This window comes from Pseudomonas sp. nanlin1, assembly GCF_045571515.1.
Lineage (GTDB): Bacteria > Pseudomonadota > Gammaproteobacteria > Pseudomonadales > Pseudomonadaceae > Aquipseudomonas.
Genome location: NZ_CP124218.1, coordinates 3,163,501 through 3,185,805, shown reverse-complemented (window position 1 = coordinate 3,185,805; position 22,305 = coordinate 3,163,501). Strand labels below are relative to the sequence as shown.

Here is a 22,305-nt window from a genome sequence, read left to right as displayed (position 1 = left end):
AGTTAGTTATTATGAAACTGTCTTTCGCAGCCGCCTGTGCCGCCCTCACTTTGTCTTTCGCCAGCGCAACTTTTGCCGCTGAAGAAAGCGAAACCGTACAGACCCCTGATCAGGCCGCTCAGGCTTCCGGTGCGGCCGATGCTGGCGTCATGACCCAAGGGCGCAACGACAAGGCGCAGGCCAAGCACAAGAACGAGTCCGCCAAAGGCGGCCGTCCGCTGAACTCCGACGCGGCGAAAGTGTCCAACTGATCGCCCTTGCGTCACGGAAGGGCGTCACCCTGATGCCTTTCCCGCCCCTCATATGAACCATGCCCGTGCCTATGCCGCTCAACCACGCCGACGCTCCGAGCCTGCAAGTCCCGTCCAGCGAGGCGATCTGCCGTTGGCTGACCCTCAATGCCGGGCTGAAGAATGTCGACCTGGAACGAGCACGCCGCCTGGCAGCGGAAAGCCCTGAAGACGAGACCGACCTGCCCGCGCTGCTGACGCGCCTGGGCCTGGTCTCGGAATTGGAAATGGCCCGCGCCTGGTCGGCGCTGTTGTCGGCACCGCTGGTCATGGCCGAAGACGCACCAGCGGTACTCGACCCCTTACCGCCACTGACCGAGCGCTTTATGCGCCACTACCGTGTGGTGCCGGTGCGCTGGGACGAGCAGGGCGTGCAATTGCTGGCCGCCAACCCGGCCAATACCTACCCGATCGACGCCGTGGGCTATGCCTGCGATGCGCCGGTGTTGCTGGCGGTCGGCTTGAGTAATGAAGTCGACAGCCTGATCGAGCGCTACTACGGTAAAGGCCGCTCGGCCATGGGCTCGTTGATCGAAACCCTCGACGAAGACAGCGGTTCCCTGGAAGACATCGAACATCTTAAAGACCTTGCCTCCGAGGCACCGGTGATACGCCTGGTCAACTTGATCATGCAGCGTGCGGTGGATCAGCGTGCTTCCGACATACATATAGAACCGTTCGAGAGCCAGTTAAAGGTGCGCTACCGCATCGACGGTGTACTGCACGAAGCCGAAGCGCCGCCGTCGAGTTCATCGGCTGCGGTCATTTCGCGGATCAAGATCATGGCCCGGCTCGACATCGCCGAGCGCCGCCTGCCCCAGGACGGGCGGATCATGCTGCGCATTCAGGGCAAAGAGCTCGACCTGCGAGTGTCGACCGTGCCCACCAGTTTTGGCGAGTCGGTGGTGATGCGTTTGCTGGATCGGCAGACAGTCAAGTTCGATTTCCAGAGCCTGGGCTTCGATGGCGAGCGCCTGGCGGGCTTTCTCGATGTATTGGAGAACCCCCACGGTATCTTATTGGTCACCGGGCCGACGGGTTCCGGCAAGACCACCACCCTGTACACCGCGCTGTCACGGCTCAACACCGCCGAACGCAAGATCATCACCGTCGAAGACCCGGTGGAATATCAGCTTGAAGGGATTAACCAGATCCAGGTCAAGCCGGCCATCGGCCTGGATTTCGCCGGAGCCCTGCGTTCGATCGTGCGTCAGGACCCGGACGTGATCATGATCGGTGAGATGCGTGACCTGGAAACCTGCCGCATTGCCATTCAGTCATCGCTGACCGGCCACTTGGTGCTGTCTACCCTGCACACCAACAGCGCGGCAGCGAGTATCACGCGCTTGCTCGATATGGGCGTGGAAAGCTACCTGATTGCCTCGACGGTTAAAGGCATTCTCGCCCAACGCTTGGTGCGGCGCTTGGACCCAGCCACGCGGATTGCCTTCGAGGCGCCGCCAGAGCTGGTGGCCGAGCACGGCCTGGAGCGCTTCACCGAGCAGCGGCCGATCCTGCTCTATCGGCCCGCCACTGAGGCGCCAGGCGGCGGTTATTTTGGCCGTAGCGCGATCACTGAGCTGCTGGTCATGAATGAAGAACTGCGCAGCCTGCTGATGCGCCAGGCCGATGCTTCGACCCTGGAGCAGGCGGCCCGCCGTGGCGGCCTGCGTACGCTCTATGAAGAAGGGCTGCGTCAAGCGGTGGCCGGCGTCACCTCCCTGGAAGAGGTGCTGCGCATCACGCGCGGCGATTGATAAAGCATGGCTCATTTCAAATACCGCGCCCTGGACGCCGATGGCGCCACGCAAAACGGCAGCCTGGACGCCAACGATCAGGCGGCGGCCCTGGCCCTGTTGCAAAAGCGCGGGCTGTTGGTGCTGAAGATCGACCCCGTCAGTGGCCCCGGCCTGCGCCAGGGCCTGGGCCGCGGCACCCTTAGCGGTGCGCAGTTGGTCAGTTTCACTCAGCAGTTGGCGACTCTACTGGGCGCCGGGCAACCGTTGGAGCGCTCGCTGGGCATCCTCCTCAAGCAGAACCACGAACCCAAGGCTCACGCGCTGATCGAGCGCATTCGCGAACAAGTGAAGGCGGGTAAGCCGCTGTCCCAGGCGCTAGAGGGTGAGGGCGGGCAGTTTTCGACGTTGTACATCAGTATGGTGCGTGCCGGGGAAGCCGGTGGCGCGCTGGAAAATACCTTGCGCCAGTTGTCCGATTACTTGGAGCGCAGCCAAGTGTTGCGCGGTGAAGTGATCAACGCCCTGATTTACCCGATCTTTCTGGTGGTGGGTGTGCTGGGCTCGCTGGCGTTGCTGCTGGCCTATGTGGTGCCGCAGTTCGTGCCGATCTTTCGCGACCTGGGCGTGCCGATCCCCCTCATCACCCAGGTGATTCTTGGCTTGGGCGAGTTTCTCGGCAGTTATGGTCTGGTACTGCTGGGCGCTATTATTGTGGCGATCTGGGCTACAGCCGCCGCCATGCGCGACCCGCAGCGCCGCGAGCGTAATGACCGCCGGCTGCTCAAGGTCCGCGTGATCGGGCCATTGTTGCAGCGTATCGAAGTGGCGCGCCTGGCACGTACCCTCGGTACATTGCTTAACAATGGCGTGGCACTCTTGCAGGCGTTGTTGATTGTGCGGCAGGTGTGCGGCAACCGGGCGATCCGTGCGCAAATTGCCCAAGCCACTGAATGGGTCAAGGGGGGCAGTACCCTGGCCAGCGCGTTCGGCGACGATCCGCTGTTGCCCGACCTGGCGCTGCAAATGATCGAGGTCGGCGAGCAGGCCGGCCAACTCGACGGCATGCTGCTCAAGGTCGCCGATGTGTTCGACGTCGAAGCCAAGCGCGGTATCGACCGTATGCTGGCCGCGTTGGTGCCCACCCTGACCGTGGTTATGGCAGTGATGGTGGCGGTGATCATGCTCGCTATCATGCTGCCATTGATGAGCCTTACCAGTAATATTTGAGGAAACTGTACGATGAACCGATTCAATGCTGCCCGCCGCCAACGCCAGGGCGGTTTTACTCTGTTGGAAATGCTCGCGGTCATTGTGCTGCTGGGCATCGTCGCGACCATCGTGGTGCGCCAGGTGGGCGGTAACGTCGATAAAGGCAAGTACGGCGCCGGTAAGGCGCAGTTGGCCAGCCTGAGCATGAAAATCGAAAGCTACGCCCTGGACGTCGGCGCACCACCGCCCACGTTGCAAGCCCTGGCCAGCAAACCGTCTAATGTGACCGGCTGGGCCGGCCCGTACGCCAAACAGTCGGACCTCAAAGATCCGTTTGGCCATGCGTTTGGCTATCGCTTTCCGGGCGAGCACGGCAGCTTCGACTTGATCTTCTTCGGCCAGGACGGCCAGGCCGGTGGCGAAGGCTACAAGGCCGACCTGGGTAACTGGGAATAAATGCTCGCGCGGCGCGGCAACCGTGGCTTCACGCTGTTGGAGCTGCTGGTAGTGATCGTGCTGATCGGCATCGCCACGGGGCTGGTGGGCTTTGGACTGCAACAGGGGTTGCGCCAGGCCAGCGAGCGCAAGGTGGTCGCGCAAGTGGTCGAGGCCCTGCGCGCCACCCGGGTGCGGGCGATCGTCACCGGCCAGCCGGCACGCACCGAGTTTGACCTGGCCCAGCAACAGTTCCAGGCACCCGGGCAGCCAAGGCGCAGTTGGCCCAAGGGGCTGCGCGTGCAGTTGCAGACCGCCGCCGAGTTGGGCGCGGCGTTCGAGTTCTACCCAGACGGCGGCGCCAGTGGCGGTAACGTGCTGGTGAGCCAGGGCGAGCGCCGTTGGCGCGTGGATATCGCCTGGCTCACCGGCACGGTCAGGTCACAGGCACTGCCATGAAGGCTGAGCGCGGTTTTACCCTGCTGGAAATGCTCGCGGCGTTGGTCATCCTGGCGCTGTGCAGTACTGTCTTGTTGGTCTCGTTCGGGCAGGCAGCGCGGGCATTGCAGCAGGTGCAGCGCAGTGATCGGCTAGTAGCGGCGGCCCGTTCCGTGCTGGATGAAGAAACCAGTGGGCCGTTGCAGCCTGGCCAACGCCAGGGGCGCTGGGCCGGTGACATCCGTTGGCAGTTGGACATACGTGAGGTGCCGGGCGGACATCGCCAAGCCCGCTTGCTGCACCTTAACCTGAACGTGCGCGAGCACGGCCGCGAAGCCAATTTCAGCACCCTGAAGCTGCTCGGCCCGGCCAAGGGTGAACGCCCGTGAGGCGCGCCGAAGGTGGCTTCACGCTGCTGGAAATTCTGGTGGTGCTGAGCTTGTTGGCGGTGTTGCTGGCGCTGGTGGGCGGGGCCATTGTGGGGGCGAACCGGGCGGTGACCAAGGCCGAGCGTTTTACCACGGCGCTGGATGAAACCCGCGCGGCGCAGAATTTCCTGCGCCGCGCGGTAAGTGGCGCGCTGCCATTGGATTACGCTCGCAGCGGCGCCAAGCAGCGTGTAGTCTTCGGCGGCTCGGCGCAGCAGTTGGAATTTGTCGCGCCATTGCCCAGCTCGTTAGGCGGGGGCGTGTATTTACATACCCTGGCGTTGCGCCAAGGGCGCCTGCAAGTTGACTTCGCTGAACTGCGCGGGCGTGACTTGCAGCCCCTAGGGCAAAGCCAGGTGCTGCTGCGGGGTGTGGACAGCTTGAACATTAGCTACCGTGGTTATTCGCCCAAAGGCGAGCTGACCGGCTGGCTGCCGAACTGGCCTTGGCCCACGCGGCTGCCGCGTAGCGTGCGCATCGACGCCGAGGTGAAAGGCGCAATACCTTGGGTGGCGCAAACGATCAACCTGCAGTTGGAGTTGTCCGGGGCGGTGGGTCAATGAGGGGCCAACGGGGTGTTGCCCTGTTGCTGGTGCTTTGGGTGCTGGCCTTACTGAGTATGTTGCTCGCGGGGCTGGCGGGCTGGGTGCAATTGGAAAGTCGCCAGGCGCTTTGGCAACGTCAGCATACCCAGGCGTTGCTGGCGGCCGAAGCCGGGGTCAACCTGGCGGTGGCGGGTATTACCGATCCCGCACGCCAGCGTGAGTGGCTGGCGGACGGGCGGGTACATGATTTGCAGTTCGATGGTGTGGCCTTGCGTGTGAGTGCCCGCAGTGAAGTGGGTCACCTGGATGCCAATGTGGCCAGTGCTGCAGACTTCACCCGCTTGCTGGTGGCCTGCGGTGCCGACCCCGCGGCGGCGCGTACCGCCGCCCGAGGGCTGGAAGTGCGGCGCAATGGTGGGCAGGCCCCGGTGCGGGTGGTCGAGGAGCTGCGGCAACTGCCGGGCATGCGCGCGGCGGTCTACAGTTGCATGGCGCCGAACATGACGCTGTGGAGCGGGCTGGAGCGGCCCGACCCAGGGTTTGCCACGCCCTTGCTCAAGCGGGTATTGAGCCTGCCTACAGTCGCGGCGGTGAGCGATGAAGGTGGGCCGATCGTCACGCTGATCAGCACGGCACGTTTGCCCCAGGGGCAGGCGGCCACGTTGCGCGTGACCCTATTACTTAACCCATCCACGGACGGGGCCCGACCGTATCGGGTCCTGCATTGGCAAGAAGAATGAAGTTACTCGACCCACAACGCCTGACCCCGCTGCTGGCCTGGCGCGACCGCCTGGCCGGGCATTGGCGCGGCAGCCAGGCTGAGCGTGGCTGGCATTGGTGGCGCGACGAACTGCTGGGCATGCTCCCGGCCCCAGTGCGCGCGCGCCTGGGTGCCGGTGCCAGCGTGCAGTTGATCGACTGGCCGCTAGCGGGTGTACCGGCGGCCAACGAGGCGCGTCAGGTATTGCTGTTGCCGCGCACGACGGTGCTGATTCAACCCATCAGCCTGCCGTTGGCGGCAGCCCGCGACGTCAATGCCGTGCTCGGCTATGAGCTGGACAAATACACGCCGTATCGCCCGCAAGAGCTTTATTACTGTGCACGCACCCTGGGTAAACAGGCTAATTCGGTGCAGGTGCAATTGGTGGCGATCTTGCGTGAACGCCTGCAGCCGATCCTCGATGAATGCCGCGCCCAGGGGTTGCACCTCAGTGGGGTGGACGTGCGCGGGGCCGACGGCGGGCGCCTGGGGGTCGATTTGCTGCCGGGTTCTCAACGCTTGCAGGCCAAATCCCGCGGCAAACGCTTGAACCTGTGGCTGGGTCTGGCCTGCGCAGGCTTGTTGCTGACCCTGATGTGGCTCTGGCTGGACAGCCGCCAGGCGCTGCTGGCGCAGATGCAAGATGAAGTGCGCGAACAGCAGCGCCAGGTCGCCGAGGTCCGCCAGTTGCGCCAGGAATTGGCCAACACCCAAGGCGCCGCCAGTTACCTGATCCAGCGCAAGCTGGCGCAACCGACCCTGAGCACGGTGCTGACCGAGCTCGCCAGTTGTTTGCCCAAGGACAGCTTCGTCGAGCAGCTGGAAATCAATGACCAGGGAGAAGTGTCTTTTTCTGGCCAAAGCAGCAAAGCCAGTGCTTTGATCGGTGCCATGGCCCGCTGCCCGAGCCTCATGGATGCCAAGTTCGAAGGCGTCATCCGCCCCGATGAAGACACCGGCAAAGACCGCTTCAGCCTGCGCGCGCAACTGCACAAGGAGGCCGCTGATGCGCCGACCCCTGACCCTACGTGAGCGCCGTGGCGCCGCACTGATCCTGCTAGTCGCCGCCATTTGGCTGCTTTACTGGCTGTTGATCGGCAGCTGGTTCGCCGGCCCCCTGGCCGACATCGACGCTGAGTTGGAGACCCTGCGCGAGCAGCAACAGCGCTACGTCGGCCAACTGAGCCAGCGCGATGCGCTGCAAGAACAGCTGGAACAGGCCCAGCGCGACCCTGCCAGCCGTGACAGCCTGCTACCGGCTGGCGACCCGAGTGCCGTGGCGGCTGACTTGATGCAGCGCATCGCTGACCTGATCAAGCGTGAGTCCCGTCGCGGTGCCGGCTGCGTGGTCACTCAGCGCATGCCCATCACCCCCGAACAGGACGGCGCCGAGCCATATCGGCAGGTCAAGGTCAGCCTGACCATGGACTGCTCGATCGAACCGTTGATCGCCCTAATGCACACCCTGGAGTACGAGCGTCCATTTTTGTTCATCGAAAGCTTTAATATTCGTCGCGGTGGCGATTCGCCCGAAAAAGGTGGCGCGGGCAAACTGGCGGTGCATCTGCTGATTCGCGGCTACCTGCCGCCCGCACCTACTCAAGCACCCGCTCGGCAGAACGCCTCATGACGCTTAACCCCCGTATGCTCACATTGCTGTTGCTGCTCATAGGCCTGGGGCTGGCCGGCGCGTGCGCGGCGCTGCTCAGCGGCTGGGGGCAGAGCCCCGAATGGCTGCCAGCGCCGGCCGCCAAGCCACTGGCCGCGAGCGCGGGCCCGGCGCGCCAGGCCCCCAGTACCGACCTCGACAGCCACGCACTGGCCTGGCAGCAGCCGATTTTCAGCGCCGACCGCAGCCCCGATGTCGCCGTGCAGGGGGCCAGCGCCGACCTCGCCGGATTTACGCTCAGTGGGGTAGTGCTGGACGGCGGTACCCAAGTGGCGCTGCTACGCCAGGCCAATGGCCGTAGCCTCAGCGTGCGCCGGGGTCAGCGCCTGGACAATGGCTGGACCCTCGAACAGCTCGACCCCCATGAGGCGCGCTTCACGCTTCAGGGGCAGACGCGCAGCTTGCGCTTGCCGTCGCCGCGCCTGCCACCGCCTTCGCGGTCGGCGCTGCCAAAACTTCCTAACGTATCCGCGCCATGAACGGCCCTCTTTCAGGAGTCAGAAACATCGCTACTTTGCGCACACCCATGCTCTGCCTGGCCGCCGCCGTCGCTCTAGGCGGCTGCGCGGCACCTCCTTATTCGCTCAAAGGCGACCAGGCGCTGATGCGCGAAGGCCTCGACGGCACCGGCAGCCAGCGCCGCCCGGTGCCCGACAGTGTCGCCGTGACCCCGGCCTCTGGCAGCGCTGGCGAGCAGGCCAGCGCCTCGGTACCCGCGCCCCAGCGGCAGATCATTCGCGGCAATCAGCGCATGATTCGCTCACCCAGCGCGGCGCCGAAGGCGGGGGCCAACGCGGTCGAAGGCGATATCGTGTTCAACTTCAACAACCAGCCCATCGAAGCGGTGATCAACACGGTCATGGGCGACCTGCTGCAGGAGAACTACAGCATCGCCCAGGGCGTGACCGGGGAAGTGAGTTTCTCCACGTCAAAACCCGTGAACAAGCAGCAGGCGCTGTCGATCCTGGAAACCCTGTTGTCCTGGACCAATAACGCAATGATCCGCCAGGGCGACCGCTACGTCATCCTGCCGGCTGCCCAGGCAGTGGCCGGCAAACTGGTGCCAGAGATGGCCGTGGCGCAACCTTCCAGTGGCTTGTCGGCGCGGTTGTTCCCGCTGCGCTATATCAGCGCCACGGAAATGCAGAAACTGCTCAAGCCGTTCGCCCGTGATAACGCTTTTTTATTGGTCGACCCCTCGCGCAATGTGCTGAGCATGGCCGGCACCCCGGAAGAGCTGGCTAACTATCAGGACACCATCGACACCTTCGATGTGGACTGGCTCAAAGGCATGTCGATTGGCGTTTATGGTCTGCAACGGGCTTCGGTGGGCGAATTGATGCCCCAGCTTCTGCAAATGTTCGGCCCGCAGAGCGGTACGCCGCTGGCCGGCATGGTCAAGTTCCTGCCGATCGAACGGACCAACTCGGTGGTGGCAATGTCGTCGCAGCCCGAGTACCTGCATGAGGTCGGCGAGTGGGTACGCACTATTGACGAAGGCGGCGGCAACGAGCCGCAGATGTACGTCTATGATGTGCGCAACATGAAGGCTTCGGACATGGCGCGTTACCTGCGCCAGATCTACGGCAACGGGCAGATCAAAGACGAAGAAGCAGCCAGGGTTGCCCCTGGCCTGCGCACCACCACGCTATCGTCGCTCAACGGCAGCGGTAGCGGCGGTAGCGGCACCCTGCAAGGCTTGGGCAGCAGCGGTGGCGGCGGTATGAATGGCATGAATGGCATGAATGGCAACAGCGGCGTCAGCACACGGATACAAGGGGGTGAAGAGGGCGGCGACGGCGACGAAGACAGCCCGGACGAAAGCGACAATGCCGCAGGGGGCGGCAGCGGCGGCAAGAGCCTGGACGACAGCACCCGCATCACCGCACAAAAAAGCAGTAACCAACTGCTGGTACGCACCCGCCCAGCGCAATGGAAGGAAATCGAGTCCGCCATCAAGCGCCTGGATAACCCGCCCATGCAGGTGCAGATCGAAACCCGCATTCTCGAAGTGCGCCTGACCAATGAGTTGGATCTGGGCGTGCAGTGGTACCTGGGCAACCTGGCGGGTAATTCCGGCACCACGGGTGTCGCCAACCAATCCGGCAGCCAGGGCGCGCTGGGCGGCGGTGGGGTCAACGTGGGCGATTCGTCGCTGTTCTACTCGTTCGTCAGCAGCAACTTGCAGGTCGCCTTGCGCGCCCTGGAAACCAATGGCCGCACCCAGGTGCTGTCGGCGCCCTCGCTGGTGGTGATGAACAACCAGCAGGCGCAGATTCAGGTGGGGGATAACATTCCGATCAACCAGACCACCGTCAACACCACCGATGCCGACACCACCCTGAGCAGCGTCGAATACCTGCAGACCGGGGTGATCCTCGACGTGGTACCGCGCATTAACCCGGGCGGCCTGGTGTATATGGACATTCAGCAACAGGTCAGCGACGCCGACGACTCCACTATTACTGATACCCAGAGCAACCCGCGCATTTCCACCCGTTCGGTGGCTACCCAAGTGGCCGTGCAGAGCGGGCAGACGGTGCTGCTCGGCGGTTTGATCAAGCAGGACAATTCCGAAAGCGTGTCAGCCGTGCCCTACCTGGGGCGCATCCCTGGCTTGCGCTGGCTGTTCGGCAATACCAGCAAGTCCAAGGACCGCACCGAGCTGATCGTGCTGATCACTCCGCGGGTGATCACCAGTAACAGCCAGGCGCGCCAGGTCACCGACGATTATCGCCAGCAGATGCAGCTGGTGCGCCCGGAACCTACGGCGCGACCCTGACCCAGATGCCCAGGCCCGGCAAACGCTCACGGTCGTGGGCGCTGTCGAACGCCTGGGCCGGGCCCTTAGGCACGATGCGGGTGGGGTTGATGGTGGGGTGGCTGCCGTAGTAATGGCCCTTGATATGCTGAAAGTCGACCGTTTCGCCGATGCCGGGCCACTGGTAAAGCTCGCGCAGCCAGTTGGACAGGTTCGGGTAGTCGACGATGCGGCGCAGGTTGCATTTGAAGTGGCCGTGGTAGACGGCGTCAAAGCGGATCAGGCTGGTGAACAGGCGCACGTCTGCTTCGGTGAGGTATTCGCCGGCCAGGTAGCGCTGTTCGCCCAGTGCCTCTTCGAGCCGCGCAAGCTCGGCGAACACTTCATCGAACGCTTTTTCATAGGCGCCCTGTGAAGTGGCGAAACCGGCGCGGTACACGCCGTTATTGATCGCTGGGTAAATGCGCTCATTGAGCTGGTCGATGCGCGGGCGCAGGGCTTCGGGGTAGAAGTCCAGGCGGTTGCCGGTCAACCCGTCGAAGGCGCCATTGAACATGCGAATAATGTCCGCCGATTCGTTACTGACGATGCAACCGGTTTGCTTGTCCCACAACACCGGCACTGTCACCCGGCCGGTGTAGTCCGGGGTTTCGGCGGTGTAGCGTTGGTGCAGAAACTGCAGGTTGTCCAGGGCGTCGCCCGTGGAGCCCAGTGCCGTGTCGAAGGTCCAGCCGTTTTCCCCCATCAGCCAACTGACCACCGACACGTCGATCAGGCCTTCCAGGCCTTTGAGCTTGCGCAGCAACAGCGTGCGGTGGGCCCAGGGGCAAGCCAGGGACACGTACAAGTGATAGCGACCGGCTTCAGCCGTGAAACTACCGGTGCCGCTAGGGCCCGGTTGGCCGTCAGCGGTGATCCAGTTGCGCCGTTTCGCGGCCTCGCGCTGGAAGGCGCCGTCTTCGCTGCTTTCGTACCACTGGTCACGCCAGTGTCCTTCGATCAACAGGCCCATGCTGGACTCCTTTGCCGGTAATAGAAGCTTGGAGCCCAGTGTACGGTGAGGCGTTCGCTCGAAAGGTGCAAACGGCAGGTGCAATTGATCGATCAGCGCGATAGGTGGCGGGCGCTCCAATAGCTTTGGGCGGCAGCGAACGCTTGTTCCTTGGGCTGGCCTAGGCCGCGCAAGGCCAGCGCCATGGTGGCGACCACCGCCAACTCGCCATAGCTGTCAGTGGCCTCGCCGTGCCATACCGCAAGCAGCAGGGCAGGGTCCAGGCTCGCCGGTTTGACATGGCGTTGGGCGGCGAGGGCGGGCCATTCTTCGTCCCAGCTGACGCCGCCTTGGGTGCCATAGAGGTGGCTGGGGCTGTCGGGGTTGATTTCGATCTCGCCACCGTCACCCTTGACCACAATCGCCGTATCGCCCAGCAGGCCGCTGGCGTCGCGATGCACTGCCTGGTAGCCCGGGTGAAAGATGCTTTGCAAGCCGCATTTGGCGCCGAGTGGGTTCAGAATGCGCGCCAGCGAGTGGATGGGCGAGCGCAGGCCGAGGATGTTGCGCATCTCGATCATCTGTTGCAACACCGGCGCCCAGTCTTGCAGCGGGGCGAAGGCCAGGCCGTGTTGGTCAAGGGCCGCTGCGACCGCCGGCCAGTCCCGGCACAGGCTGATACCCAAAGGCTCCAACAACTGCTCGGTGTACAGGCGCCCGGCGGTATGGGCGCCGCCGCCGTGGATAAAAATGCGCAGGCCGTTATTGGCCAGGCACTTGGCGGCCAACAGGTACCAAGGCAGGTGGCGCCTTTTACCGGCGTAGCTGGGCCAGTCGATATCCACTGCCAGGGCTGGCACCTGCAAGCGCTCACGCAGGGCGTCGGTGAAGCCGGCCAGTTCCTCGGGGCTTTCTTCCTTGTTGCGCAGCAGCATCAGGAACGCCCCCACCTGGGCGGCTTCGACCTGTTGGTCCAAGAGCATCCCCATGGCCGCGCGTGCCTCGCTGCGGTCAAGGCCGCGCGAGCCGCGTTTGCCCTTGCCAAGGATGCGCACGAATTGCGCGAACGGGTGTTCGGCTGGGGTTTGCAGGGTCAGCGGGCTAAGGTCGGTCATATGCAATTGGTCGGCTTCGGCAGGCCCGCCAGCTTGGCGGCGAGTTTGGCAGGGGTGCCATTGAATAGGCGGTTGAGGTGCAGGCTGTTGCCTTTTTCGGGCCCTAGTTTCAGCGCCGTGTACTTGATCAGTGGGCGCGTGGCCGGGGACAGCTGAAACTCTTGGTAGAACTGGCGCAGCAGCTCGATGACTTCCCAATGCTCGGCACTGAGTGTCAGGCCCGCCTGCCCGGCGAGCGCGTTGGCAACCTCAGGGGACCAGTCGCTCAATTCGCACAGGTAGCCGTCCTGATCCAGCGCCAGGTGACGGCCGTCGACGGTCAGGGTACTCATAGCCAGCTGTTGACCTTATGGTAGGCCAAAGATAGCGCGACGAAACCTGGGTAATTCACCACCTGCACCCGTGCATCGGGGCTGATCGCCCGCGCTTGCAGGTCTTCGCTCAGCGCGTACAGCTGGCCCACGGCGTGTAGTTTTGCCGCCGCTTCGCTATTGGGCAGCAGGCCGTAGACGGCATCCCCAGTCAGCAGCAGCCCATCGGCGTCGCCCAGCAGGCGCAGGCAGCTGTCGAGCCGAGCGTCGCTGAAGGGCGAGTGGGAGAGGATATGCAAGGTACTCATCAGAGGGTTACCACGTGGTCGTAGCGGTCGAGCAGTGCGCGCAACTCGGCTTCATCGAGGGCCTGGGCAGGGATCGCCAACTGCCCGGCGCTAACCCCGCGAGCAGCCAGATCGGCTGCAGCGACATACAGGGCATCGACGCCAAACATCGGTAAGGCTTGCAAGTTGGCGCCGAGGTTTTTTTGCTGCAACGCGGCGGGTGCCTGGCCATCCAGCAATTGCAACACGCCGTCGTCGAGAAACAGCATGGCCAATGGCAGGTCGAAAGCGCCACCGGCCAGGGCGATGTCCAGCGCCTCCCGGGCTCCAGGGCCAGCCCAGGGCGCCTGACGACTGATGATCAACATGGATTTGGCCATCAAGCACCCCCGAAGCTGACAAGCCGATCGGCCTGTTGCACGGCTTCATGCAGCTGGCCCAGCCCGGACAACTCCCAAGGTGCAGGCAGATTGGCCGCCGGCCGCGCGTAACGCTGAGCTTCTTGCGCGTTCAATACGCCACGGCGCAGCGCTGCCGCAATACACACCACAGCGTCCAGCCGGTGCTGGCTGATGAAATCGCGCCACTGCGCGGCGACGTCCGTTTCATCCTGCCCCACCACCACGTTGGCCGAAGCAGTGTGCACGCCATCCTGGTAAAAAAACAGGCGGACGATCTCATGCCCTGCCGCCAGCACCGCTTCGGCAAACAGCAGGGCGCGGCGCGCGGCGGGCGCATGGGCAGGGGCAAAAACAGCGATGGCGAATTTCATGGGCGGCTCTTTGGCGGGCAACCCGGCAATGATAAAGCCTGTGCTGGCAGCGACCAAGGACTACGTGGGTGCGCTGCCCGTCAGCCTTCAAACACGCGCAAAAAAAGCCCGCTACAAAGAGCGGGCTTTTACGCTGCGGGGTGCGATCAGTCGTCGCGGCCCATGATGCCAAACAGCTGCAGCAGGCTGACGAACAGGTTGTAGATGGACACATACAGGCTAACGGTTGCCATGATGTAGTTACGCTCGCCACCGTGAATGATCGCGCTGGTCTGGAACAGAATGCAGACCGACGAGAACAACACAAAACCGGCGCTGATAGCCAACTGCAAGCCGCTGATCTGGAAGAACAGGCTGGCCAGTACCGCACCCATCAACACGAAGAAGCCGGCGGTGATGAAGCCACCGAGAAAGCTCATGTCTTTGCGGGTGATCAGCACGTAGGCCGACAAGCCACCGAACACCAGGGCGGTCATGGCGAATGCCGAGCCAACTACTTCAGCGCCGCCCTGCATGCCCAGGTAGCGGTTGAGGATTGGGCCCAGCAGAAAGCCCATGAAGCCGGTGAGGGCGAATGCCGAGACCAGACCCCACGCGGAATCGCGCAGTTTGTTGGTCAGGAAGAACAGGCCGTAGAAACCAATCAACACGACGAAAATGTTGGGGTAACCCACCCGCATCTGCTGCGCCACGAAGGCCATGACGCCGCTGAAGGCGAGGGTGAGGGCCAGCAGGCCGTAGGTATTGCGCAGGACGCGGCTAACTTCTAGCTGCTCTGCCTGCGAGCTGTGATTAACTGCATAATCCTGTTCGCGCATGGCGAGACTCCTGTGGTCGTTACGTTAGATCCGGGGTCGGAGCCGCCTAATGGCGCTCCTGAAACGTTCGGATGCAAAGATCATAACAGACCCATGCAAAGCCGCTACACAGAGAGTTTGACAGTGTGTTTCATTCCGGTATTATGGCGCCCGCAACGCGGCAGACCGCGATGTGTAGCATCCGCGGGGAATTGGCAGAGTGGTTGAATGCACCGGTCTTGAAAACCGGCGAACGTTAATAGCGTTTCTAGGGTTCGAATCCCTAGTTCCCCGCCACATATAGAGATGAAGCCCTGCTTATGCGGGGCTTTTTCGTTTCTGGGGACCTTTGAAACGCTTGAGAGCTCGGGGGCAAGCCCCCTCCTACGGGGCGCACTTCATAATCGATGCGCGCCGTAGGAGGGGGCCTTGCCCCCGAGCTTTTGATCTCCACCCAGCCAGCGCTCGAATGCCTATTTGTCAGAGGAAATTAGATGCCTTACGAACTGGACAACCGCCTGGTCATCGGCGTCGCCTCAAGTGCTGTTTTTGACCTGCAGGCGTCCGACGCGGTGTTCAAGAGCCAAGGCGAAGCGGCGTATCGCAAGTTCCAGGAAGCCCACCTCGACGACCCGCTGCCCAAGGGCATTGCCTTTCCTTTTATCAGGCGTTTGTTGTCGCTCAACGACCTCAGCGCGGACGCCAACGACCCCTTGGTGGAAGTGGTGCTGCTTTCGCGCAACGACCCCGACACTGGCCTGCGGGTGATGAAAACCATTGAGCACTACGGGTTAGGCATGACCCGGGCGATTTTCATGCAGGGTCGCTCGCCTTACGAATACATTCCGGCGTTGAACATTGCGCTGTTCTTGTCGGCCAACAAGCCAGATGTAGACGCTGCCATTCGCGCGGGGCACGCGGCTGGGCAGGTATTGGCTTCGCAGTTCGACGATGATGATGAAGACCGCACCCTGCGCATCGCGTTTGACTTCGACGGGGTGCTGGCGGGGGATGAGTCCGAGTCGGTGATGCAAGCCGAGGGGCTGCGCGAGTTTCATGCCCATGAAGTGAAAAACGTCATGCAACCGCACAACCCCGGGCCGTTGAAGGAGTTTATGGTGCGCATGGCCAGGATCCAGGCCGCCGAAGAACAGCACAAGGTCCTGCACCCGGACTACGAGAACCGCCTACGGGTTTCCATTGTCACCGCCCGCAACGCGCCTTCCCACGAGCGCGCCATGAATACCCTGAAAAGCTGGGGCGTCATGGCCAATGATGCGTTTTTCCTCGGCGGCATCGATAAAGGCCGGGTATTGGCGGTGCTCAAACCGCATATTTTCTTCGACGACCAGCCCGGCCACCTCAAGTCCGCCAGTGCGGTGGCGCCATCGGTACATGTGCCGTTTGGCATCATCAATCAACCGGCTACTTAAGGTTGCCAGACCTCGACCGCACCGGCATCCACCGCCTTGGGCAACAGCCCGGCCGCGAAGAAGGCGTCGGCGATCTGCTGTTGTTCAGCCAATTGTTCGCGCTTGACGGGCTGCACCCGGTAACTGCGATGAGCGTTGGCGGCCTCCACCGTGGCCACGTCCAGGTTGCCCCACAGTGGGCCTAGGATTCGCGCGGCTTCCCCAGGGTGGCCTTTTACCCAGTTACCCGAGGCTTGCAGCTGTGCATAGACGTGCTGGAGTACCTCGGGGTGAGCCTGGGCATAGCGGGTGCTGGTGAGGTAATAGCGCTTGTAGCTGGCTAGGCCGTTACCGTCGGCCAGGGTGCGGGTGGGCAACTGGCGCTGCACGCTGGTGAGAAACGGTTCCCAGGTCACCCAGGCATCGACCTTGTCATTTTCGAACGCGGCGCGGCCGTCCGCCGGGGACAGGTAGGCGGGCTGGATGTCGGAGAATTTCAGCCCGGCCTTTCTCAATGCGGCAATCAATAGGTAATGGCTGCCAGCGGCTTTGGTCACGGCAATTTTTTTGCCTTTGAGGTCGGCCAATTGCTGCACGGGCGAGTCTTGGCGCACAACGATGGCTTGCGCTTGCGGCGAGGCGGCCTCTTCGGCGAAATAGGTCAGTTTGGCCTGGGCCGCCTGGGCGAAAATGGGCACCGTATCGGCGACATCCGCACTGATGTCAACATTGCCTACGTTCAGGGCTTCCAGCAGGGGCAGCCCGCTGGGAAATTCATGCCAGGTGATCTTGATGTCGTCTTTGGCCAGGGCTTTTTCCAGGGTGCCCTGGGTTTTCAGCAACGTCATCAGGGTGGACGATTTCTGGTAGCCGATGCGCACGGTTTCTGCCGAATAGGCCGGGTTTGCCAGCAAGCCGGCAGCAGCGGCCAGCAGGCCAATCCAGAGGGGCCGACGCAGCCTTGAGGCGGTCGGGGAAAAACGCGGTGGCATAGGGCGCTCCAAACACAGTGGGACGTTGGATAGGATTTGGGTCTGATCATAAAGTTATAAAAAATATTATTTAAATACATTTTATGCATTAGCTTATGCGCCCCATGGGCAGCCCCAGCCCTGTCTGGTCAAGCCACGCCAATTTTCCACTGGCCCGGCGGGGCGGTGCCGTTCACCGCGTAGTCGCCGACGATCCGGTCTTTATAAAACCTGGGGTTGTGGGAGGACAGGGTGCGGGCATTGCGCCAGAACCTGTCGAGCCCTTGGGGGCGTAACGTGGCGGAGGCGCTGAGGGCATCGAACGCCAGCGTGCTGGCGTCGAGTATCAATTGGCTCACCAGGGTTTGCGATTGGGCCACTTCCAGCTCGGCGATGATCACCGCCTGTTCGATGGCTTGGGTGTCACCGGCCAGCGTAGCGACGTGGGCCCGTTGCAGCGCCTCGGCGATCTTCAGCACGATGGCCCCCGCGCCGTAGGCAGCCCCGCGCACTTGCCCGACCACCTGCAACACCTGCGGGTCGTTGGCCACGCGGTCGGCATTGCCGTTGCTGAAGCTGCGCGTGCGCTGGGCTACCGCACGGGCGACTTGGTTGGTCTGGGCGCGGCCGATGCCGGCCAGATTAGCCAGATGGACCATCTGGTAGAACGCTGGCGAGTAGCCGAAACGCTGCTCGAAACTGACCACATTGGCCGGGTCCACGTGCACGTCACGAAAGTGCGCCGTGCCGCTGGCGGTCAAGGTCTGACCGAAGCCATTCCAATCGTCGATCACCTCGACACCCGGCGCATTGCTGCGCACGGTAGCGCCCAGGCGTTCGCCGTCGGGCCCGCTGGCGCTGACGAAAATCCAATCACTGTAGAGGGAACCTGTGGTGTAAAACTTGCTGCCGTTGAGCCGCCAGCCGTTGGCGCTCGATTGCAACTGGGTACCATGTTGGGCTTGGCGCGCCTGGCCGATTTCGCCCGTGGCGGGGCCGACTACTTCACCGCGGCCCAGGCGTTCCAACCAGCGCTGGCGATAGGCGGGGTCTGGGTGGTTGAGCACGTCTTCGACGAAGCCGAAGTGCCCGCGCAAGGCTTGCACCAAGTTGGAGTCAGCCGCGCCCAGCTCGATCAGCAAGTTGAACAGCTCAGGCAGGTTAGCCCCCCGCCCACCGTATTCGACGGGAACACGGACCGCTGTAAACCCGGCGTCTTTCAGGCTTTGCAGCTCTTGCCAGGGCAGGCGGCGGTCCAGCTCGCGCTCGATGGCGCCTTCAGCAAGGCTGGCGAAGAGTGCTCGGAAGGGTTCGGCCAGGGCTTCGTAGCCAGGGGTGGGGCCGGCGCCCCAGGCGGAATCAATTTGGCTCATCAGGGTTGCTCCTTGAAGCAGAGGGCTTTAGGCCGAGGCCCGTAATTGACGTTGGCGCGCTGCTGGATGCTGCGGATAAGGCAGGCCCAAGTGCTCACGCAAGGTTTTGCCAACGTAACCCGTGCCGACCAGCCCACGGCGGCGCAGCTCGGGCAGGATCAACTGGATAAAATCGTCGAGGCCCTCGGGATAGGTCGGCGGCAAAATGTTGAAGCCATCGGCCCCTCGGCCCTGGAACCAGGCTTCCAATTGGTCCACCACTTCCGTAGGTGAACCCACCAGGGTCCAATGGCCGCGGGCGCCGGCCAGGCGCAGGTACAGCTCACGCAGGCTCAGGCCTTCTTCGGCCAGTTGCAGAATCAATTGTTGGCGGCTCTTCGAGGCATTGGTGGCTGGGACATCGGCGGGCAAGGGGCCGTCTAGCGGTAAGCCGCTGAGATCGACTCCGCCCAACAGCGATGACAACAGGCTGAGCCCCACCTCCGGGTGCACCAGGTCTTGCAAACGTTGGTGCTTGGCATGGGCCTGGGCGGAGGTCGCGGCTGTAAAGATGCTCACCCCAGGCAGCACCTTGATGTACTCGGGGTTACGCCCCAGGGCTTGCGCGCGGCCCTTGATGTCCTGATAGAAAGCCTGGGCATCGGCCAGATTCTGGTGGGCGGCAAAGATCGCTTCGGCCGTGGCCGCAGCCAGTGCTCGGCCATCTTCAGAGGCTCCGGCCTGCACCAGCACCGGCTTGCCTTGGGGTGAGCGCAGCACGTTCAAGGGACCGCGTACGGCAAAGTGCTCGCCGTGGTGGTCGGTAAAATGGCGCTTGTTGCGGTCGATGAATATCCCGTTGGCGCGGTCGAGCACCAGCGCATCGTCTTCCCAGCTGTCCCACAGCTTGTCGACCACCGTGTGGAATTCCCGTGCGCGTTGATAGCGGTCGGCATGGGCGGCCTGGCCGGCGCCGCCAAAGTTGTCGGCTGCTTGCGGGTCGCTGCTGGTCACCAGGTTCCAGCCGACCCGGCCCCCGCTGATGTGGTCCAGGGACGCGAACTGACGCGCCAGGTTGTAGGGTTCGCTATAGCTGGTGCTGGCTGTGGCAATCAGGCCGATGCGCGAAGTAACGGCTGCCAGCGTGGCCAGTAGCGTCAAGGGCTCGAACGTCAGGCTGGGGGCGATCACCCGGTCGAAGGTGCTCGAATCGATGCCGCGTACCGAGACGCTATCGGCGAGAAACAGCGTATCGAACCCGGCGGCTTCGGCTTGTTGAGCGAGGCCGATGTAGTGCTCGATACGCACCCCGGCATCGGCCTGGGCGCCTACGTCGCGCCAGGCCGCCAGGTGGTGCCCGGTGGCCCGCAGAAACAGGCCCAGCTTGAGTTGGTCGGTACGACGGGTCATGGCAGTGCTCCTGAACAATCTCGATGCTTACCAGCCCAGCGCAAAGGGTAGGCCGATGATGGGTGCCCTGCGTGGGCCGGGAATGGCCTCGAGCAAACGGCGTGTATACGGGTGTTGGGGTTGTGCCCACAGGGCCTGAGCGCTGGCTTGTTCGACGATGCGTCCGGCTTGCATCACCAGCACGCGGTCAGCGAAGTAGCGCACCACCGAGAGGTCATGGGAAATGAACAAGTAAGACAAACCAAACGCCTCGCGCAGCTCCACTAACAGGTTGAGGATCTGCGCCTGGGTCGATACGTCCAAGGCCGACACGGGCTCGTCGCAGATCAGCAGTTTGGGGCGCAGAATCAAAGCTCTGGCAATGCCCACCCGTTGCCGCTGGCCGCCGGAAAACTGGTGGGGCAAGCGCTGCAGGCTGCTGCGCGGCAGGCCGACGGCATCGAGCATGGCCTCGCGGTCGCGGCGCATCTGCTGGCGATCGGTTTGCCCGTGCAGGCGCTGCACGCGGGTCAGCAGGGTGTCGATGCTGTGGCGGGGGTTGAGGGCGGCAGAGGGGTCCTGGAAGATCATCTGCACCTGGCTGCGCCATTGCAGTAAGGCCTGGCCGCTCAGCTCGGCGCAGTCGTTACCCTGGTAGAGCACGCGGCCCTGGCGGCGCGGCAGCAGGTTGAGCAGTGCGCGGCCAAGGGTGGATTTACCACAGCCGGACTCACCCACCAGGCCTACGGTTTCACGCTCGCCGATGCTCAGTGACAGTTGATCCAGCACTTGGCGGCTGCCGTAGCCCACACTGAGGCCTTCGGCGACCAGCAAGGGCGGCCCGGCTTTGGGCGGCTGGGGGCGTTGGGCGGCCGGGTAGTGGGTGGGGCTGACCTGATAATGGTTCGTCCGGTGGGCGTGGCGGGTGACGTGAATTTCCGCCAGGCGATTGTCCAGATAATGTTGCCGGTGTTGCTGGCCCAGGGATGCCTGGAGCAAGCCCCGGGTGTAGGGGTGCCGAGGGTTTTCGAATAGCGCCGCAGCGGGCTGAGTCTCAAGAGCGCGGCCGTCGTGCATGACAATCACCCGATCGGCGTGCTGCTCGACCACCCCCAGGTCGTGGGTAATCAGCAGCAGGCCCATGCGCAGCTCACGCCGCAGGCCATCGAGTAAATCGAGGATCTGCGCTTGCACGCTGACGTCCAGGGCCGTGGTGGGCTCGTCGGCGATCAACAGCCGGGGCTCGCAGGCAATCGCCAGAGCGATCATCACCCGTTGCCGCTGGCCGCCCGACAAATGCTGCGGGTACTCGCGCAGATGGGCTTTGGGCCGGGGCAGGCGCACCAGGCCGAACAGTTCTTCAGCCCGCGACCAGGCCTGGCGATGAGTGAGGTCAGTGTGGGCGAGCAAGCTTTCGCACACCTGCTCGCCCAGGCTGAGCACTGGGTTGAGGCTGGACTGCGGGTCTTGGAAAATCATCCCCACGGCGCTGCCTTGCAATTGGCGCATCTGCCGCGCTCGCAGCGCCAGCAGGTCGCGGCCTTCGAACCAGGCTTGGCCGTGGAGTTGAGCGCTGTCGGGGAGCAGGCGCATCAACCCAAGGGCGGTGGTGGACTTACCGCAGCCCGACTCCCCCACCAATGCCAGGGTTTCGCCGGCGCCAAGGGTGAAGCTCAAATCGCGTACGGCGGCCACCCCGTCGTAGCTCACGCCTAATCCACGCACATCCAACAGGCTCATGATCGATACCGCCGCAGGCGCGGGTTGAGGGCATCGTTGAGGCCATCCCCCAGCAGGTTCAACGCCAGCACCAGCACAATGATCGCTACGCCCGGTAGGGCGGTCAGGTACCAGGCAGCGGCGATCTGTTCCCGGCCGCTGCCAATCATGCCGCCCCAACTGGCGTGGTTTGGGTCGCTCATGCCGAGGAACGCCAGCCCGGCTTCGATCAGCACCGCCGAAGCCACCAGAATCGAGCTGGTCACCACCAGGGCGGCCAGGGCATTGGGCAGGATCTCGCGTAGGATGATCGCCCGCTGACTGAACCCCAGGCTGCGCGCCGCAGTGACGAAATCGGCTTCGCGCAGGGTGCGAAATTCAGCCCGGGTCAAGCGTGCGACGGTGGGCCAGGACGAGACGCCGATGGCCAGGGCAATCACCCCGACGCTGGGGTTGCCGATGGCGACGATAACGATGACCAGGAGGAACGACGGTACGGTCTGGAACACCTCGGTGACGCGCATCAGGGCGTCCCCCAGCCAGCCGCCGTGGTAGCCCGCGAGGGCTCCCACCGTTACGCCGATCAACACGCTGAGCAGCGTGGCGCTCAAGGCGATCAACAGCGACACGCGGGCGCCGTGGGCAATGCCGGCGGCGACGTCGCGCCCCAGCGAGTCGGTCCCCAGCGGGTAGGCGGGGTCGGCGCCTGGCCATTGCAGGGGCAGGCCGACCATCTCCAGCGGGTCACCGGGGTAGAGCTGATCGGCGACAAATGCCAGCAGCACGACGCTGCTCAGCAGGGTCGCACCGGCCAGGGCGGCGGGGTTACGCCGCAAGGCGCTCCACAGCGTTTCACTGTGCCCGCCTCGATCGGGGTTCAATAGCGCGATGTCCATGTGCAGCTCCTTGCGTGGG

At 63.6% G+C, this 22,305-nt stretch carries 25 protein-coding genes and 1 tRNA gene; 14 read left to right on the top strand and 12 right to left on the bottom strand.

From position 1 onward, the window contains the following. Positions 1–11: 11 nt before the first annotated feature. The 12 genes from QCL65_RS14720 to gspD all read left to right on the top strand — a co-directional run bounded on the left by QCL65_RS14720 (position 12) and on the right by gspD (position 10,295). On the top strand, positions 12–251 hold the full coding sequence (locus tag QCL65_RS14720) for a hypothetical protein (protein WP_407309834.1): 240 nt from the start codon (positions 12–14) through the stop codon (positions 249–251). A gap of 71 nt (positions 252–322) precedes the next feature. Beyond that, positions 323–2,047, top strand: coding sequence for a type II secretion system ATPase GspE (gene gspE / locus QCL65_RS14715; RefSeq protein ID WP_407316862.1), 1,725 nt, complete (start codon positions 323–325; stop codon positions 2,045–2,047). A 6-nt stretch (positions 2,048–2,053) separates the two neighbouring features. Continuing rightward, on the top strand, positions 2,054–3,256 hold the full coding sequence (gene gspF, locus QCL65_RS14710; RefSeq protein ID WP_407309832.1) for a type II secretion system inner membrane protein GspF: 1,203 nt from the start codon (positions 2,054–2,056) through the stop codon (positions 3,254–3,256). Positions 3,257–3,268: 12 nt separating this feature from the next. Further along, on the top strand, positions 3,269–3,694 hold the full coding sequence (gene gspG / locus QCL65_RS14705; RefSeq protein WP_407309830.1) for a type II secretion system major pseudopilin GspG: 426 nt from the start codon (positions 3,269–3,271) through the stop codon (positions 3,692–3,694). Next, positions 3,695–4,132 (top strand): prepilin-type N-terminal cleavage/methylation domain-containing protein, encoded by a 438-nt coding sequence (locus tag QCL65_RS14700; RefSeq protein WP_407309828.1) that lies wholly within the window; start codon positions 3,695–3,697, stop codon positions 4,130–4,132. After that, entirely contained in the window at positions 4,129–4,500 is a 372-nt protein-coding gene (locus QCL65_RS14695) for a type II secretion system protein (protein ID WP_407309826.1), read from the top strand. Before QCL65_RS14700 ends, QCL65_RS14695 begins: the two co-directional genes overlap by 4 nt. Beyond that, on the top strand, positions 4,497–5,102 hold the full coding sequence (locus tag QCL65_RS14690) for a prepilin-type N-terminal cleavage/methylation domain-containing protein (RefSeq protein ID WP_407309824.1): 606 nt from the start codon (positions 4,497–4,499) through the stop codon (positions 5,100–5,102). The genes QCL65_RS14695 and QCL65_RS14690 overlap by 4 nt, the downstream gene beginning before the upstream one ends. Then, positions 5,099–5,824: a type II secretion system minor pseudopilin GspK gene (locus QCL65_RS14685; RefSeq protein WP_407309822.1), complete on the top strand. Its 726-nt coding sequence runs from the start codon at positions 5,099–5,101 to the stop codon at positions 5,822–5,824. The genes QCL65_RS14690 and QCL65_RS14685 overlap by 4 nt, the downstream gene beginning before the upstream one ends. After that, positions 5,821–6,876: a PilN domain-containing protein gene (locus QCL65_RS14680; RefSeq protein ID WP_407309820.1), complete on the top strand. Its 1,056-nt coding sequence runs from the start codon at positions 5,821–5,823 to the stop codon at positions 6,874–6,876. The genes QCL65_RS14685 and QCL65_RS14680 overlap by 4 nt, the downstream gene beginning before the upstream one ends. Beyond that, the gene (gene gspM, locus QCL65_RS14675) at positions 6,851–7,474 is read left to right on the top strand and encodes a type II secretion system protein GspM (RefSeq protein WP_407309818.1); all 624 of its coding nucleotides are present in this window, start codon (positions 6,851–6,853) and stop codon (positions 7,472–7,474) included. The genes QCL65_RS14680 and gspM overlap by 26 nt, the downstream gene beginning before the upstream one ends. Continuing rightward, a complete protein-coding gene (locus tag QCL65_RS14670) occupies positions 7,471–7,992 on the top strand; it encodes a hypothetical protein (protein WP_407309816.1) in 522 nt (173 codons plus the stop codon). The genes gspM and QCL65_RS14670 overlap by 4 nt, the downstream gene beginning before the upstream one ends. Beyond that, a complete protein-coding gene (gene gspD, locus QCL65_RS14665; protein ID WP_407309814.1) occupies positions 7,989–10,295 on the top strand; it encodes a type II secretion system secretin GspD in 2,307 nt (768 codons plus the stop codon). Before QCL65_RS14670 ends, gspD begins: the two co-directional genes overlap by 4 nt. Here gspD and QCL65_RS14660 read toward each other — a convergent pair. The 7 genes from QCL65_RS14660 to QCL65_RS14630 all read right to left on the bottom strand — a co-directional run bounded on the left by QCL65_RS14660 (position 10,279) and on the right by QCL65_RS14630 (position 14,568). After that, on the bottom strand, positions 10,279–11,286 hold the full coding sequence (locus tag QCL65_RS14660; RefSeq protein ID WP_407309812.1) for a glutathione S-transferase family protein: 1,008 nt from the start codon (positions 11,284–11,286) through the stop codon (positions 10,279–10,281). The genes gspD and QCL65_RS14660 overlap by 17 nt on opposite strands. Positions 11,287–11,378: 92 nt before the next feature. Further along, complete coding sequence (locus QCL65_RS14655) at positions 11,379–12,380, bottom strand: glycosyl transferase family protein (protein ID WP_407309810.1); 1,002 nt, start codon at positions 12,378–12,380, stop codon at positions 11,379–11,381. Continuing rightward, positions 12,377–12,712: a TusE/DsrC/DsvC family sulfur relay protein gene (locus tag QCL65_RS14650; RefSeq protein ID WP_407309808.1), complete on the bottom strand. Its 336-nt coding sequence runs from the start codon at positions 12,710–12,712 to the stop codon at positions 12,377–12,379. The genes QCL65_RS14655 and QCL65_RS14650 overlap by 4 nt, the downstream gene beginning before the upstream one ends. Next, positions 12,709–12,999: a sulfurtransferase complex subunit TusB gene (gene tusB, locus QCL65_RS14645; RefSeq protein ID WP_407309806.1), complete on the bottom strand. Its 291-nt coding sequence runs from the start codon at positions 12,997–12,999 to the stop codon at positions 12,709–12,711. The genes QCL65_RS14650 and tusB overlap by 4 nt, the downstream gene beginning before the upstream one ends. Beyond that, positions 12,999–13,358, bottom strand: coding sequence for a sulfurtransferase complex subunit TusC (tusC, locus tag QCL65_RS14640; RefSeq protein ID WP_407309804.1), 360 nt, complete (start codon positions 13,356–13,358; stop codon positions 12,999–13,001). The genes tusB and tusC overlap by 1 nt, the downstream gene beginning before the upstream one ends. Further along, positions 13,358–13,750, bottom strand: a complete 393-nt coding sequence (gene tusD / locus QCL65_RS14635) for a sulfurtransferase complex subunit TusD (RefSeq protein ID WP_407309802.1) — start codon at positions 13,748–13,750, stop codon at positions 13,358–13,360. Before tusD ends, tusC begins: the two co-directional genes overlap by 1 nt. Before the next feature lie 146 nt (positions 13,751–13,896). Further along, positions 13,897–14,568, bottom strand: coding sequence for a Bax inhibitor-1/YccA family protein (locus QCL65_RS14630; RefSeq protein ID WP_407309800.1), 672 nt, complete (start codon positions 14,566–14,568; stop codon positions 13,897–13,899). Positions 14,569–14,753: 185 nt separating this feature from the next. On the opposite strand from QCL65_RS14630, the gene QCL65_RS14625 reads away from it, so the two are divergent. After that, a tRNA-Ser gene (locus QCL65_RS14625) sits at positions 14,754–14,844 on the top strand. Between the two features lie 197 nt (positions 14,845–15,041). Then, entirely contained in the window at positions 15,042–15,980 is a 939-nt protein-coding gene (locus QCL65_RS14620) for a 5'-nucleotidase (protein WP_407309798.1), read from the top strand. On the opposite strand, the gene QCL65_RS14615 is transcribed toward QCL65_RS14620, so the two are convergent. The 5 genes from QCL65_RS14615 to QCL65_RS14595 form a co-directional block, all read right to left on the bottom strand. Beyond that, positions 15,977–16,951, bottom strand: a complete 975-nt coding sequence (locus tag QCL65_RS14615) for an aliphatic sulfonate ABC transporter substrate-binding protein (protein ID WP_407309796.1) — start codon at positions 16,949–16,951, stop codon at positions 15,977–15,979. The two genes, QCL65_RS14620 and QCL65_RS14615, sit on opposite strands and share 4 nt — an antisense overlap. A 128-nt stretch (positions 16,952–17,079) precedes the next feature. Then, positions 17,080–18,303, bottom strand: coding sequence for an acyl-CoA dehydrogenase family protein (locus QCL65_RS14610; protein WP_407309794.1), 1,224 nt, complete (start codon positions 18,301–18,303; stop codon positions 17,080–17,082). Positions 18,304–18,330: 27 nt separating this feature from the next. Beyond that, positions 18,331–19,692: an LLM class flavin-dependent oxidoreductase gene (locus QCL65_RS14605; RefSeq protein WP_407309792.1), complete on the bottom strand. Its 1,362-nt coding sequence runs from the start codon at positions 19,690–19,692 to the stop codon at positions 18,331–18,333. A gap of 27 nt (positions 19,693–19,719) precedes the next feature. Further along, positions 19,720–21,411: a dipeptide ABC transporter ATP-binding protein gene (locus QCL65_RS14600; RefSeq protein WP_407309790.1), complete on the bottom strand. Its 1,692-nt coding sequence runs from the start codon at positions 21,409–21,411 to the stop codon at positions 19,720–19,722. Further along, on the bottom strand, positions 21,408–22,286 hold the full coding sequence (locus tag QCL65_RS14595) for an ABC transporter permease (RefSeq protein WP_407309788.1): 879 nt from the start codon (positions 22,284–22,286) through the stop codon (positions 21,408–21,410). The genes QCL65_RS14600 and QCL65_RS14595 overlap by 4 nt, the downstream gene beginning before the upstream one ends. Positions 22,287–22,305 lie beyond the last annotated feature (19 nt).